The sequence below is a fragment of the Massilia sp. CCM 8734 genome (genome assembly GCF_011682155.1).
GTDB lineage: Bacteria > Pseudomonadota > Gammaproteobacteria > Burkholderiales > Burkholderiaceae_D > Telluria_A > Telluria_A rubra.
Window position 1 is genome coordinate 1 of sequence record NZ_WHJI01000048.1, and the last position, 14,179, is coordinate 14,179.

The following is a 14,179-nucleotide window of genomic DNA, read 5'->3' on the forward strand; positions in this document are numbered from 1 at the left end:
CCATTCGATGCCCCGTTCAATCGGGTAGGGCATCCATTACCCGCGACCATCGAAAACACTGCCGACGAGGTTTCGTATCGTCCAGCCAGCAACGCACTGGCAGTTCATGAAACATTCAGGCTAGGCGGTGGCGGAGCGAAATCGACCGGCGGAAGATGGAATAGTAAAGGCACGCCTGTCGTATATGCTGCCACGTCCATTTCGTTGGCTACGCTGGAGACACTTACGCGCATTGACACGACAACAAGGCGAAACGAATTCCTCGTGAAAATCACCATTCCCAGTGCCCTATGGCGGAAGCGGGAAACCGTTACCGCAGCCGACCTGCCACCCACATGGCTGGCAGAACCACCAGGCGCTACAAGCATCGATCTTGGCGACAAATGGTTGCAAAGCGTATCGACTGCCTTACTGCTCGTCCCTTCCGTTATCGTCCCAGAAGAATACAACGTCCTGATCAACCCAGTTCACCGGGCGAGCGCCCAGATTACCGCAGAAGTTGTACGGCAGTATATCTATGATCCGCGGCTAAAAACATGCCGATAAGGCTTTCCTTGCAAGAAGACAAGGAGTAGCAGTCCGCTCCACGCAAGTAAGGAAGCGCCCCGGTCAGGCCCACCGGGAGCCAACGATCAACAGACAAACCGGCTCTCGGGCAAGCCGCGCACACCCGGCACCGTCCCCGTGAACAGCCCGCCATCGGCATCCCCCGGATTGGCCAAGCCCACCCGCGCGCTGGTGGCGTACAACTGGTCGAGCAGCGCTCCGCCGAAGGCCACGCAGCTCGGCTGGCTGGCCGGCAGCGCCACAGTGCGGTCGATGGCGCCGTCCGGTGCATAGCGCACCAGCTTGCCCGCGCCCCACTGGGCGTTCCACAGATACCCGCGCGCATCGACGCACGACCCGTCCGGCTCGCCCTCGCCTTCGACCTGCGCAAACACGCGCAAGTTCGACAGCGCGCCGCTGACCACGTCGTAGTCGCAGCAACGGATCACCCGCTCCGGCGAATCGCAGTAGTACATGGTGGCGCCATCGGGACTGAAACAGATGCTGTTGGCAATCGCCGCATGCGGCAACGGCAGGCGCTCCAGGCGCAAATCGCGGTTGAGCCGGTAAAAGCCGCCGATCGGCAGGCGCGGCTCGACTTCGTTGAAGGTGCCGAACACAAAACGCCCCTGGCGATCGCACCGCCCGTCATTGAGGCGCGTGGTCAACCCGGCCTCGACCTCGCAGACCGGCGTCACCTCCCCGCTCCCGAGCTCGAAAAAAGCCAGCCGCGTCGCCAGCCCGACCAGCAAGCGCTCGTCGTGGTCGGTCAGCGCGAACGAGGCCAGCCGCTCCGGCATCGCCCAGCTGCGCGTGACACCCGTGGCAGGATGATGCGCCCACAAGGTGGAGCCGAGGATATCGGTCCAGAACACCCTGCCGCTGCGTTCGCACCACAGCACGCATTCGCCCAGCGCATTTTTCGCGTCGACCATTAACTCAAGCATCATTTCTCCACCGAAAATTTGTATCGGGATACGGTCGCATATTCTTCACCGGGGCGCAAGATGGTATTCGGAAATGCGCTTTGGTTGGGCGAATCGGGAAAGTGCTGGGGTTCGAGGCAAAAGCCGCTGCGATAGCCATAGGCCTGGCCCTTGCCCGTCAAGCTGCCGTCGAGGAAATTGCCGCTGTAAAATTGCACGCCCGGTTCCTCGGTGAACAGTTCGAGCACCCGGCCCGAGACCGGCTCGTGCGCACGCGCGGCCAGGGTCATCGCCCTGGGGGCCGGCTTGTTGAGCACGAAATTGTGATCGTAGCCGCTGCCGTGGCGCAGTTGTTCATCTTCAATACCGATGCGCTCGCCAATCGGATGCGGCGTGCGGAAGTCGAACGCGGTGCCGGCCACCGGCGCCAGTTCCCCGGTCGGAATCAGGGTGCTGTCGATCGGCGTGTAGGCGTCGGCGTCGATCCGCAGCAGATGGCCGAGGATGTCGCCCTGGCCCGCCAGGTTGAAGTACGCGTGCTGGGTCAGGTTAACCGGTGTCGCCTTGTCGGTCACCGCGTCGAACGTCACCACCAGCTCGTCGCCGGCCGTCAGTTCGTATACCACGGTCACGTCGAGCGTGCCGGGATAGCCCTGCTCGCCGTCACGGCTGCGGTAGATCAAGGTCAGGCCGACCGAATCGCCTTCCTGGAAAGGAATCGCGCGCCACAGCACGCGGTGGTAGCCCTGCTCGCCGCCGTGCAGGTGGTGCGCGCCATCATTGGCGGGCAGTTGCACCACCTGGCCGTCGAGCGTGAAACGGCCGTCGCGCAGGCGGTTGCCGTAGCGCCCGATCAGGGCGCCGAAGTACGGCGACTCTTTCACATACGGCGCCAGCGTGTCGAAGCCGAGCGTGATGTCGGCCAGCGCGCCGTGGCGGTCGGGCGTGTGGATTTCGGTGATGATGCCGCCGAAATCGGTGATCTTCAGCAGCAGCCCGTTGGGATTGGTCAGTGTGAACAAGGTGGCCGCCCTGCCGTCGGGCAGGTGGCCGAATGCCGATTGCGTGATGCTCGCTTGCACGGTGCTTCCTCGTTAAGGTGTCTCAGGCGATTGACGGGCGTCCGAACACGGGCATGCCCTGCTCGTCCCATCGTAATGGCTTGACGAAAGTATGGCGGTCGGGGTTCCACAGGGGGTCGCCGACAATCTCGGTGTAGGTACGGGCATGGTACACCAGCATCACGGTGTCGCCATCCTCGCCATAGGTAAAACTGTTGTGGCCCGGACCGTAGATACCGTGCTCATAGCAGGTTTGCAGCACCGGCTCGGCCAGCTTGGTCCACGATGCCGGATTGAGCAGGTCGGCGTTCTCGTCGGCCCACAGCAGGCCCATCGCGTAGTTCTCGTCGGTGGCGCTGGCCGAGTAGCTGATGAAAATCTTGCCGTTGCGCTTGATGACGGAGGGGCCTTCGTTGACCCGGAAGCCACGGATTTCCCAGTCGAATTCGGGTTTGCTGAGCATCACCGGCGGCCCGCCCAGTTGCCATGGCGTGGCCATCGGCGCGATGTACAGGTTGGAGTTGCCTTCGATCGCCTCGTCCTTCTGCGCCCACAGGTAGTACAGCACGCCGTCATGGGTGAAGGTGGTGGCGTCGAGACAGAATGTGTCGATGCCGGTGTCGACTTGCCCCATGAATTCCCACTCGCCTTCGAGCGGGTTGGGATTGGTGTTGCGCACGGCGTACATGCGGTGCTGGAACAGCTTGTGTTTGATCTCGCGGCTCGGGGCGGCGGCAAAGTAGACGTACCACGCGCCCTGGTTGAAGTGGATCTCCGGCGCCCACAGCAGTTCGCTGTACGGTCCGGCATCCGGCTTGCACCATACATTGACCGCAGGCGCGCCTGGCAGTTCCGCAATGGTGCGCGCGCGGCGCACTTCGATGCGGTCGTATTCCGGCACCGAGGCCGTGAAATAGTAATAGCCGTCGCTGTGCTTGTAAATGAACGGATCGGCGCGTTGCGCGATCAGGGGGGACAGTGTCTGCATGGTCATTGGGTTTGCTTAAGCGGGTCTGGTAAATGAAGTGGTGGCGAAGCCGGCGCTGCGCAGGTCGGTCTTGACCTCGTCGTAGTAGCTGTCGGTGATGCGGTACTTGAACATCAGCACGCCCATCAGGAAGTGGAAGAAGCCGGGGATGACGGTGAGCATCAAGGCGATGCCGCTCAGCGCCAGCGGACTTTGCGCCTGGTTCGGCACGTACTGGAAATAGGTCAGCAGCAGCCCGACCATGCCGCCGGCCACCGCCATGCCGGCCTTCTGGCATACCGAAATGCCGCCGAAGGCAAAGCCGGAGACGCGCTTGCCGGTCTTGACCTGGCCGTAGTCGATGGTTTCGGCAATCGCCGACCAGAACACCGGCGCATGCAGGTCGACCACGAACGAGAGCAGGAAGTACAGGATAAACGCGAGCACCATGTCGCCCGGCTTCACGAACACGTACATCAGCACGCTGATCAGGGCCACCCCGATCTGGGTGTAGCGGAACAGCTTGACCTTGCAATAGGACTTGGTGATCCAGGTCGAGGCGACCATCGACAGGATCGCGGCCGCCACGCCGGTCGATAAGAACGCCGCCACGGTATCGGTGTCGCCGCCAAGGTAGTACATGGCGTAATAGATGGCGACCGAGCCCCGCACCACGTAGCCGACCGTGCCGGTCAGGCACACGCCGCACAGGATCAGCCATTGGTCGTTGCGCATCAGCAGCTTGAACTGTTCCATCAAAGGCTGCCGCTCGACCACGTGGATCACCCTTTCCTTGGTAGTGAACACGCAGAACAGGAACAGGCCGACGCCCATCACCGCCATCAGCGCCATGGCCGACTGGTAGCCGACGGCCAGGTTCCCCGCACCCCATTTGTCCGCCAGCTTGGGCACGATGATGGTCACCATGAAGGCGCCGACCTTGGCGAAGAACAGCCGGTAGCCGTTGGCCGAGAGGCGTTCCTGCGGATCGCTGGTCAGTCCGCTGATCAGCGAAATGTAGGGAATGCCGACCCCGGCCGTCATCAGGGTCATCAGGATGTAGGTGGAGTACGCCCACACCAGCTTGGCGTCATAGCCCCAGCTGGGCGTGGTGAACACGAAAAACACGCTCACGCCGTACGGTACGCACAGCCACAGCAGCCACGGCCGATAGCGCCCGAAGCGCGACGTAAAGCGGTCGGTCACCTGCCCCATGGCCAGGTCGGCCGCGCCGCCGATGACTTTGACCACCACGAACAGCAGCGCCAGGTGCTCGGTGCGCAGGCCGTAGATATCGGTGTAGAAGAAGGTGATGAGCAGCATCATCGACGAGATCACGACGTTGAGCGCCATGTCGCCGGTGCCGAAGCCCACTTTTTCGAGGGTGGATAATTTCTGGGAATTCTTATCGAGCGGTTTCATGCAAACTTTCTCAACCATACAAGGACAGAAAGCGCTGCGTTCAATTTCCACGCAACGCTTCCGGGACGATCGCTTACGCGGCACCTACATTTTGTAGCGCAGCGACAGACCCACCACGCGGTCGTAGCGGCGAATGTCGCGCGGGTTGCTGGCGACGCCATGGTAATCGTGGTACTTACGGTCAAGCAGGTTCTCCACGTCCACGGTCACGCTCATCGCTTCGCTGATCTTGTAGGAGAGCGAGGCATCCATGGTCTTGATCGGGTCGACGATCAAGTCGAAACCGAGGCCACGGTAGTTGAAGGTGTCGACATACTTGTCGCGCCAGTTGTAGGCCACGCGGCCGGACCAGCCATCGCGCTCGTACAGGCCGACCACGTTGTACGACAGCTTGGACATGCCGACGAACGGTTTGAGCACGCCGCCGGTGTCGGTCAGGTCGCCCTTCATGTAGGTCACGTTCGCTTGCAGGCCGAAGCCGCCCAGCCAGCCCGGCAGCTTGTCGTAGAACTGCTGGTAAGACAATTCCGCCCTGCAAGGTGCCCTTGGACATATTGCGCGGACGGTTCACGTCGTACACGATGCCGTTATAGGTTTCCTTGGTCGAACTGGTGAGGATGTAGTTCTTGAAGTCGTGGCGGAACACGGTGGCCGTGAGCGAGCCGGTCGGTGCGAAATACCATTCCGCCGCGGCATCGAAGTTCTTTCCTTCGATCGGTTTCAGGTCGGGATTGCCGCCCGTGCCCACCGCTTGCACGGTGGTGCTCGGCACGTTGTAGGACACGCCCGGATTGAACTGGTCGAAGTTGGCCCGCTGCATCGACTTGCCGGCGGTCAGGCGCGCCTGCACGTCCGGCAAGATCATGGCCTTGAGGGTGGCGTTCGGCAACACGTCGGTCGACGATGGCGTACTCGATACCGGCAGGATCACGCCATTGGATTGCGAGTAGCCGCTCAGCACACCCTTGGTCTGCACCACGCGCACCCCGACCGTGCCGTCGACCGGGATGGTCCCGGCCGTAAAACCATACTTGGCCTTGGTGTAGATGGCGTAGGTGGTTTCCTGGTTGTTGAACTGGGACAGCTTGTCTTGCGCCGACTTGCTGCCATCGCCGAACAGCGTGCGCAAGTCGCCGATATGGTCGTGCATGAAGCCCGCGCACGGCGTGACCCACGAAGCCATGCCGTAGTCGCCCGCCATCGGCATTGAATTGCAGGCCAGGCCCGGCACCGAGTTCAAAGCAATATTGCCCGGCGCCGGACGGAAGCCGTCCAGTTCGTGCACATAGGCCGCATTGCGTTTGGCGACCCGCACGCCGGTCGACACATCCTTGATGAAGCCGTCTTCTTCCGGGGTCCAGGTGGCGTCGGCGCGCCAGTCGGTCGCGCGGCTTTCGGCATGGTTGTGATTGTCGAAGAAGGTGGCGACCCGGTAATTGTTCGGGTTGCTCATGTCGTAACCGGGATAGGAAAACTGCGCTCCCCCATTTACGTAGGTGTTGCCGGTGATGGTAGGCGGCGCCGCCACCAGATCGACGATAGGAAACTCCTGGCGCACACGGCTCAGTGTGCGCGCCAGCTCGGTCGTCACGCGCCACGTCGGCGACACGTTCCAGCGCGCACCGAGGGCGCCCTGGCTGCCCAGCGAGTAATCGTGCGGCGCCTGGGTCGAGCCGAGCGCGAACGGATTGCTGTTGGTCGATGTCACCGTCTGCACCTGCTTGGTGCCGGGAATCAGGGTGAAGGCGGAATTCTTGTTCAGGCCAAGCGCGCCGACATAGAACTGGCGTTCGGCAGCGTGATGGATTTCGGTCGAGATGCCTTCGGCGAAGAATTCGAGGGCCGCGTTCGGGCGCCACTGCAGCGCAACGTTGCCGGCCACGCGCTTGCGCTGGCCCTGGTACAGCACATGGCCCAGCTCGTCCGGCGCGGAGATGCCGGCGCCGATGTCGGCCGCGCGGTCCTTCGGCGGCGAATTCCAGGTGATTTCGTCGTGGTAATTGCCATCCTGGTAGGACAGGCCGGCCAGCGCGCCGATCTCGCCGTAGCCGGTTTTCCAGCGGTTCGAGATCATGCCCGACAGGTTGGGATCGTTGGTTTTCGACTTGTCGCGGTTTTCCACGCGCGCCGTGAGGCTCGACGCGAAGCCCTTGGCGTCGAACGGACGCGCGGTGCGCACATCGATCACGCCGGCGGTGCCGCCCTCGACCATCTCGGCGCCCTGGGTCTTGTACACGTCCACCCGTTGCAGCATGGCGGCCGGAATGTCGGCCAGGTACAGGCTGCGGCCCTCTTTGCCGGCGGTGAACATTTCGCGGCCGTTGAGCAGGGTCACAAGGCCCGGCAAGCCGCGAATGACGACCTCGCGCGCTTCGCCGTTTTCGCGGCGGATCTGCACACCGGTGATGCGACCAAGCATTTCGGCGACATTCTTGTCCGGGAACTTGCCGGCTTCCTCGGCCACGATGGAATCGATCACTTCGTCCGAATTGCGCTTGATGGCCTGGGCGCTCTGGGCTGCCTTGCGCACGCCGGAGACGGTGACCACGCTGGTGGCATCAAGCGCAGTGGCATCCTGCGCCCATACCGAGGCGCCGCTCAGCATGCCGGCGCCGGCCAGGGCCGCCACGATCAGCTTCAAGGTCAAGGGGGTACGGGAAATGGCCGCGACGGGGCCTGGTGCGTGCGATGTCATACGTCTCCTTGGCGTTCTAGTTATATGATTCTTGGGTATTTTTAGCCCTTGAACCGGATAGTAAGGAAAGCCAAAGAATCAATCCAATCATATTTTTCCGGTTTTCGATACCGTTTTCGATATGGCATCGATCACCGCGTCCAGCCCTCCCCCGGCCGCCAGGCGCTCTTTGACTGCTGAGCAGCCGATATGGATCTCGGGCGATTGCAGCAGGCTCTGAAGGGCGTCGGCCAGCGTGCGGACGCTGACGCGGCTCGCTTTGAGCGTCAGGCCGGCGTGCATCGCCCTGACGCGTTCGCCGTTGTCGAACTGGTCGTAGGCCATCGGCACGACCAGCTGCGGCGTGCCGGCGCGCAAGGCGACGGCCGTGGTGCCGATGCCGCCGTGGTGCACCAGCGCCGCCGCGTCCGGCAGCAAGGCCGCCAGCGGGCAGTAATCCTGCCAGAACGCCGTTGGCGGCAAGGTGGCCGGCACATGCGCCCGGTGCGCCGTCAGGAACACGATGCGCCGGCCGAGCCGCTCCGCCGCCGCCAAAGCGCTGGCAAAGAACGCGGCCGCATGCATGTTGGCGGTACCGTGGGTGACGATGATCGGGGCGCTGCCGGCGCGCATGAATTGCACGAGGCCAGGCGCAATCGATGCGTCCGGGTGCGGATCGTACAGCGGAAAATCGCCGCACAGCAGCGGCGACGGCCAGTCCGGCTGGCGCGCGCCGAACCATTCCGGAAACAAGGTCACCGACAGATCGGGCGCACTGTACATCTCGTCCATGTAGCTGGACATGGGCGCGCGACCCTGCGCGCGTCGTATCGCGTTCAGTTCGGGCACGACGACCGGGTTGATGGCCGTGGCCTCGACCATGTTCCACAGCCAGCGCCGCAGCATCAAAGGCAGCCAGCCCGGTATCGGGAACGGTCCCAGCACCGGCAAGTCGTGCACCGTGCGCAGGTTCGATGGCGCCAGGTAGGCGGCCACGATCCGGATATCCGGCCGTTCCGCGCGGCGCAGGTCGGCATGCGCCACGGCCAGCGGATGGACCAGCAAGGTGCACGGCTGGTCCGGCGGCAGGGCCGCGACAAACGCGCGCATCGCTTCCATGCCGTCCCGAATGGCGCGCCATACCACGCCGAAACCGCGCCGCGGATGCCACAGGTCGGGATCGTCCAGGACCGCCGGATCGGCCGGCAGCCGATGGCATTCCAGTCCGGCGCGGCGCACCAGCGGCTCGTGCATCTGGGGCGCGAGGACGGTGACCTTGTGGCCGCGCTCGCGCAGCCCGATCCCGAGCCGCAGGAATGGAAACAGATCGCCGGCCGAGCCGGTGGTGACGACGACAATATGCGGCAAAACGGTCGAATAATCGGACATGGCGTTTCCATAGAGGGGATGAGCGGCGCAAAGCGCCGCCTATCATACAGCGTCGCGCAGCTGCCCAGCCCCGGCCATTTGCGCTATCCTGCCTGGATTCTCTTCACTCAATGTACAAGGAATCGTCATGCGTTTCAGCCTCTCCCGCCCGCTGCTCGGAACCACGGCATTGCTGGCCGTATTAACCCTGCCGGTGTGCGGCGCCAGCGCCGCGCCGGCCACCAGCACCGCACCGGCCGCCAGCGCCGCCGCAGCGACCCGGCTTCACAAACTGGCCGACGCCTTCTATCAGGCGCGCGCGCATTTCGATCCGCTGCTGATCACCGCCAATGGCGACAGCCGCTATAACAGCGAACTGGGAATGAGCATTTCGCCAAAAAGCCGCGCACGCCAGTTTGCGCTGTACCGGCGCCTGCAGACGCAATTGAAAGCCATTCCGCGCGCCCGCCTGAGCGAAGCGGACCAGCTCAATGACGACTTGCTGGCCTTCGAACTCGATAGCGGCCTGAGCCTGGAAAAATTCCCCGAGCACCTGCTCCCGCTGAACCACTTCGATAACGTGCCCGGCACCCTGGCCAATTACGCCAGCGGCACCGGCTCGCAACCTTTGAATACGGTGGCCCAATACCAGGATTACCTGAGCCGCCTGAACCAGCTGCCGGCCTGGATCGACCAGGCGATTGCCAACATGCGCGAAGGCGTCAAGCGCGGCATCGTGCAACCGAAAGCGATCACGGTGGCGATGCTGCCCCAGTTCCAGCAACTGCGCAGCGCCACGCCGGAAGCGAATATCTTTTACACGCCGATCAAGAACCTGCCGGCGGCGTTCTCGCAGGCCGAGAAAGACCGGCTCACCGCCGCTTATCGCAAGACAGTCGCCACCGGCCTGTCCCCTGCCCTCGAGCGGCTGGCGCTGTACCTGGAAAAGGAATACCTGCCCGCCAGCCGCGCCAGCGACGGCTGGAGCGCGCTGCCGGACGGCGCCGCGTGGTACCAGGCGCAGATCAAGGACCGCACCACGCTGTCGATGAATCCCGAACAGATTCACCAATTGGGATTGAAGGAAGTGGCGCGCATCGAACAGCAATGGGCGCTGCTCGGTCCCAGGCTCGGTTACAGCGGCGCGCCGGCGGGGCTGCCGCAATGGGTGGAAGCGCAGGACAAATTCAAGTCCTTCAAGACCGAGGCCGAGGTGCTCGACGCCTATCGCCAGATCGACAGCAAGATCAAGACCAAGCTGCCGGCACTGTTTTCGCTGCTGCCCAAAGCGCCGCTCCAGTTACAGCTGGAGCCCGAACTGACGCGCGCCACGGCGTCCGACCATTACACGCCGGCGGCGGCCGACGGCTCGCATCCGGGCGTGTTCTGGGCGGTTGTGAACGATCCCAAAGACTACAGCCGCACCGGCATGGTCACTTTGTACCTGCACGAAGGCCAGCCCGGCCACCATTTTCACGCGGGACTGCTGAAGGAACTCGACGTACCGGATTTCCGCAAATTCAATACCGAAAATCCGAATATCGGGGCGTTTACCGAAGGTTGGGCGCTGTATGCGGAAACCCTGGGGCACGAATTCGGTCTGTATGACGATCCGGAAGCGTATTTCGGGCACCTGAACGATGAATTGCTGCGCGCCGTCAGGCTGGTGGTCGATACCGGCATGCACGCCAAAGGCTGGACCCGGGAGCAGGCCATCGCGTATGCCAGCAAGACACTCGGCTACAGCGAAGCGCGCGCCAAGAACCAGATCGAGCGTTACATGGTGTGGCCGGCGCAGGCATTGAGCTACAAAATCGGCGCGCTGAAGATCCTGGAATTGCGCGAGCGGGCGCGCACGGCGATGGGCGACAAATTCAGCCTGCCCAAGTTTCACGAAGTGGTGATCGGCGACGGCACCTTGCCGCTGCCGCTGTTAGAGGCCCGGGTGGATCGCTCGATTGCGTCGGCAAAGTAGAGAAAGCGCATGACGAGAGCGGCTGTGAAAGAGGCGTTTTCTGGCCGGCTCCGGAGATGTCGTTATAGTAGCGTTTTATCTACTTAAGGAAACTCAACTGAATGCAAGCATCCCGTTATCTCGTCATCGACTTTGAAGCCACCTGCTGCGACAAAGCGACGGTGCCACGCGACCATATGGAAATCATCGAAATCGGCGCCGTCATGGTCGACGGCGCCAGCCTGGCCGTGGTCGATGAATTCCAGACTTTCATTCGTCCGGTGCGCCATCCGCAACTGACACCATTCTGCACCACGCTCACCTCGATTGAGCAAAAGGACGTCGATAGCGCACCCCTGTTTGAAGAAGCGATCGGCCACTTCAAGACCTGGCTCTACCAATACAGCGACTTCGTTTTCTGCTCCTGGGGCGACTACGACCTGAAACAGCTGCATCAGGACTGCGCATTCCACAAGCTGCCCTATCCGATCAGCGCCTCGCACGCGAACCTCAAGCGCCTGATGGCGGAGCGCCAGAAATTATCCAAGAAACCGGGGCTGGGAGAAGCCATCCGCCTGGCCGGCATGAAGTTCGAAGGCGCCCACCATCGCGGCATCGACGACGCCCGCAATATCGCGCGCCTGCTGCCGTACATTTTCGGAGAAGCGCGCCTGCGCCGATAAGCACATGTGCAGCGTCCCTTACCTGGAGGGACAGCGCCATCGTTACCCGAACCGGTCTTTCCTCGTGCTCTCTTAAAGAGCGATAAAGAGCATGCTCCGGGTCGCCGACGTGCGCCAAGGGATCTGAGCGATAGGTGTGGTGGCGTCAGCTTACCGCCGACACGGCGAGCATCTTCTTCGCAAATTTATCCGATATTCGGCTATATCTGGTTTAGCCGCCATTCGGCTATATTGACTTTAGCTGCCATTCGGATAAAATTCATCTGTCTGAATAGCCGATATTTTCATAATGTCTTCCTCACCCGCGTGCCATCTCCTCCTCACCGCGCCACAGCTCGGCCTGCTGCTCGTATCGACGCGCAAACGGCATAAGCTCACGCAAACCGCGGTAGCGAATCGTGTCGGCCTGAGCCAGAATCGCATCTCCTACCTTGAGAAACATCCTGACGAAATCAGCATCAAGCAGCTGCTCAGTTGGTGCTCAGCACTCGAGCTGGAGCTTCGATTGGGCGAGCGAGATACTTCTGCTGCAAGCAGTTCGGCGGAGTGGTAAGCATGGGCCGCCGCTCGCACAGCCAAACACTGCACCTCTGGGCCAATGGCGATTACGTTGGCCGTTGGACGGTCAACGCCAATGGTCACTCCGAGCTACAGTACGACATCGCCTGGCGCCGCTCCACGCGTGGGCGCCCAATCTCGCTGTCGATGCCGTTCAATATACATAACGAGCCGCTCAAGGGAGCCAGGGTCTCGCACTACTTCGAAGGCTTGCTGCCGGACAGCGACATCATCCGCAAACGTGTTGCGGCCCGGTTCAAGACAGGCTCTGTCGACGCTTTCGACCTTCTCGCGGCCATTGGCCGGGACTGCGTGGGCGCATTGCAGCTCCTGCCCGAAGGCATCGAACCGGAAGGACTTGCCCAGGTTGACGGCATCGCCGTAGACGAGGAAGCCATTGAGCGGCACCTGCTTGAAGTGGTTAGCCCAAACCAGTACGGCGCTCCACAGGACCCCGACGAGGACTTCCGGATTTCGCTGGCCGGTGCGCAAGAGAAGGACGCCTTCTTGTGGTGGGATGGTAAATGGTTGAAGCCGCGTGGCGCTACGCCGACGACGCACATCTTCAAACTCCCAATCGGGATGGTAGGCGGCCGCAAGGCCGACTTCTCCACGTCGGTCGATAACGAGTGGTTATGCCTGCGCCTGTTCAAGGAGTACGGACTGCCCACGGCGAACGCCGAGATTGCGACGTTCGGCTCGCAACGGGTGCTGGTCGTCGAGCGTTTCGACCGTGCGCTGTCGGCCAACGGCAAGCAGCTGTTCCGGCTTGTCCAGGAGGACTTCTGCCAGGCAACCGGAAGCTCACCGCTGGTGAAATATGAAAATGAAGGCGGCCCAGGCTTGCAGCAGATGTTCACCCTCCTGCAGCAATCGCAGCAGGCCGTCACAGACATGCGCACGCTCATGGCCTCGCAACTGCTTTTTTGGATGCTGCGCGCACCGGATGGCCACGCCAAGAACTTCAGCATCCAGCTGCTCGCCGGCGAAGGCCGTTTCAAGCTGACGCCCATCTACGATGTGATGTCAGCTTATCCCGTTATCGGCGCTGGGCCTAACCAGTGGGCAGACCAGGACATCAAGATGGCAATGGCCCTGCTCGGGAAAAACCGGCACTACCTGGCGCGCAGCATAACGCGACGACACTTCAATAGCACTGCGAAGAAAGTCGGCTACGGTGACAGCGCCGAGCCACTGCTGCAAGACTTCATCGCCCGCACGCCTGCGATCGTGGAAAAGGTCCGCGCCGACCTTCCCGCTGGATTTTCGGAAAAGGTCGCCGACAAGATTCTGAGCGGCCTGCTCGACGCAGCGAGCGCACTTGAACGGATGGGGCCCGGCTAATCACAACAGCTTTTCCCTCAATACCAGCGCAGACATAAGCGTGAGTTTTTGGCGAACATAGCCGGATGCGAGGCACACGCCGCGACGCAGTGCGAGCACTGCTAGCGGTGGGCAGCACAGCAAGGCGCCGCTTATGAAAGCTGGAAATGACAAGAATTTATGCGCACTTGCTTAGAGCCTATTCTTGTAGGCAAGGCGCCGCTTGCTGCCGGCCCCTCGGACGCGGGGACGGCGTTGCTCGTCGTAGCATGGCTAGCCATGCGTCCTCCTCCCGCCTTGTCCGCGCTCCCGCTGGACCGGCATCCAGCTACGCTCCCTACAAGAATAGGCTCTTAGGCCGCTGCGCCGGCAGGGAATGCATTCCAACGCAAGGAAACAGCCAGTCCCTCCGCCATGACCTTCGCATCGGTCAGAAACTGTACGGCGGCTGTCGGCAACGGATAACGGCTGATGATGTCAATCCGCAGCGACTTGCCTTGTGCGGCGGGATACGCCTCGTACATTTGGCCACTCTCGACAAAACCGAAGTACGCGTTCAACTTGCTTTGCAACACCAGCAAATGGTCACGTTCATCAGTCCAGTCCCACGAGTCGAGGATCGACAGGACAACGCTGCCCGATACAGTTTCAGTGCCGACAGCGTCAACCACGCTTGGATTCTCAAGGCCCATCCTTC

At 62.2% G+C, this 14,179-nt stretch carries 12 protein-coding genes and 1 pseudogene; 5 read left to right on the forward strand and 8 right to left on the reverse strand.

Annotated elements, in window-relative coordinates; genetic code table 11:
* Positions 1–546: RES family NAD+ phosphorylase (locus F2P46_RS30335; RefSeq protein ID WP_306667723.1), on the forward strand; the 546-nt coding region annotated here is incomplete at its 5' end.
* Positions 547–632: 86 nt separating this feature from the next.
* Here F2P46_RS30335 and F2P46_RS30340 read toward each other — a convergent pair.
* From F2P46_RS30340 to F2P46_RS30365, 7 genes and pseudogenes are all read right to left on the reverse strand, one after another.
* Entirely contained in the window at positions 633–1,496 is an 864-nt protein-coding gene (locus tag F2P46_RS30340) for an SMP-30/gluconolactonase/LRE family protein (RefSeq protein WP_166897362.1), read from the reverse strand.
* A complete protein-coding gene (locus F2P46_RS30345) occupies positions 1,493–2,554 on the reverse strand; it encodes an aldose epimerase family protein (protein WP_166897365.1) in 1,062 nt (353 codons plus the stop codon). Before F2P46_RS30345 ends, F2P46_RS30340 begins: the two co-directional genes overlap by 4 nt.
* Positions 2,555–2,576: 22 nt before the next feature.
* Entirely contained in the window at positions 2,577–3,527 is a 951-nt protein-coding gene (locus F2P46_RS30350; RefSeq protein ID WP_208296835.1) for a family 43 glycosylhydrolase, read from the reverse strand.
* Positions 3,528–3,536: 9 nt separating this feature from the next.
* The gene (locus F2P46_RS30355; protein ID WP_166897366.1) at positions 3,537–4,922 is read right to left on the reverse strand and encodes an MFS transporter; all 1,386 of its coding nucleotides are present in this window, start codon (positions 4,920–4,922) and stop codon (positions 3,537–3,539) included.
* 84 nt (positions 4,923–5,006) lie between these two features.
* Positions 5,007–5,447, reverse strand: coding sequence for a TonB-dependent receptor (locus tag F2P46_RS38340; protein ID WP_267875898.1), 441 nt, complete (start codon positions 5,445–5,447; stop codon positions 5,007–5,009).
* Positions 5,448–5,511: 64 nt separating this feature from the next.
* Positions 5,512–7,617, reverse strand: a pseudogene (locus F2P46_RS30360) (TonB-dependent receptor); the annotation flags it as partial.
* A gap of 87 nt (positions 7,618–7,704) precedes the next feature.
* The gene (locus F2P46_RS30365) at positions 7,705–8,985 is read right to left on the reverse strand and encodes a glycosyltransferase (RefSeq protein ID WP_166897369.1); all 1,281 of its coding nucleotides are present in this window, start codon (positions 8,983–8,985) and stop codon (positions 7,705–7,707) included.
* 127 nt (positions 8,986–9,112) lie between these two features.
* On the opposite strand from F2P46_RS30365, the gene F2P46_RS30370 reads away from it, so the two are divergent.
* The 4 genes from F2P46_RS30370 to F2P46_RS30385 all read left to right on the forward strand — a co-directional run bounded on the left by F2P46_RS30370 (position 9,113) and on the right by F2P46_RS30385 (position 13,503).
* Positions 9,113–10,939, forward strand: coding sequence for a DUF885 family protein (locus F2P46_RS30370; RefSeq protein ID WP_166897372.1), 1,827 nt, complete (start codon positions 9,113–9,115; stop codon positions 10,937–10,939).
* A gap of 101 nt (positions 10,940–11,040) precedes the next feature.
* Positions 11,041–11,601 carry a 3'-5' exonuclease gene (locus F2P46_RS30375; RefSeq protein WP_166897375.1) on the forward strand — a complete coding sequence of 187 codons (561 nt, stop codon included), beginning with the start codon at positions 11,041–11,043 and terminating at the stop codon, positions 11,599–11,601.
* 289 nt (positions 11,602–11,890) lie between these two features.
* Positions 11,891–12,154, forward strand: a complete 264-nt coding sequence (locus tag F2P46_RS30380; RefSeq protein WP_166897378.1) for a helix-turn-helix domain-containing protein — start codon at positions 11,891–11,893, stop codon at positions 12,152–12,154.
* A 2-nt stretch (positions 12,155–12,156) separates the two neighbouring features.
* Positions 12,157–13,503 (forward strand): type II toxin-antitoxin system HipA family toxin, encoded by a 1,347-nt coding sequence (locus F2P46_RS30385; protein WP_166897381.1) that lies wholly within the window; start codon positions 12,157–12,159, stop codon positions 13,501–13,503.
* A gap of 332 nt (positions 13,504–13,835) precedes the next feature.
* On the opposite strand, the gene F2P46_RS30390 is transcribed toward F2P46_RS30385, so the two are convergent.
* The gene (locus F2P46_RS30390; RefSeq protein WP_306667724.1) at positions 13,836–14,174 is read right to left on the reverse strand and encodes a DUF6572 domain-containing protein; all 339 of its coding nucleotides are present in this window, start codon (positions 14,172–14,174) and stop codon (positions 13,836–13,838) included.
* Positions 14,175–14,179 lie beyond the last annotated feature (5 nt).

Coding starts and splice junctions, on each gene's coding strand:
- F2P46_RS30365 (WP_166897369.1), bottom strand. CDS start 8,985: ATGTCCGATTATTCGACCGTTTTGCCGCATATTGTCGTCGTCACCACC.
- F2P46_RS30385 (WP_166897381.1), top strand. CDS start 12,157: ATGGGCCGCCGCTCGCACAGCCAAACACTGCACCTCTGGGCCAATGGC.
- F2P46_RS30350 (WP_208296835.1), bottom strand. CDS start 3,527: ATGACCATGCAGACACTGTCCCCCCTGATCGCGCAACGCGCCGATCCG.
- F2P46_RS30380 (WP_166897378.1), top strand. CDS start 11,891: ATGTCTTCCTCACCCGCGTGCCATCTCCTCCTCACCGCGCCACAGCTC.
- F2P46_RS30355 (WP_166897366.1), bottom strand. CDS start 4,922: ATGAAACCGCTCGATAAGAATTCCCAGAAATTATCCACCCTCGAAAAA.
- F2P46_RS30370 (WP_166897372.1), top strand. CDS start 9,113: ATGCGTTTCAGCCTCTCCCGCCCGCTGCTCGGAACCACGGCATTGCTG.
- F2P46_RS30375 (WP_166897375.1), top strand. CDS start 11,041: ATGCAAGCATCCCGTTATCTCGTCATCGACTTTGAAGCCACCTGCTGC.
- F2P46_RS30390 (WP_306667724.1), bottom strand. CDS start 14,174: ATGGGCCTTGAGAATCCAAGCGTGGTTGACGCTGTCGGCACTGAAACT.
- F2P46_RS30340 (WP_166897362.1), bottom strand. CDS start 1,496: ATGATGCTTGAGTTAATGGTCGACGCGAAAAATGCGCTGGGCGAATGC.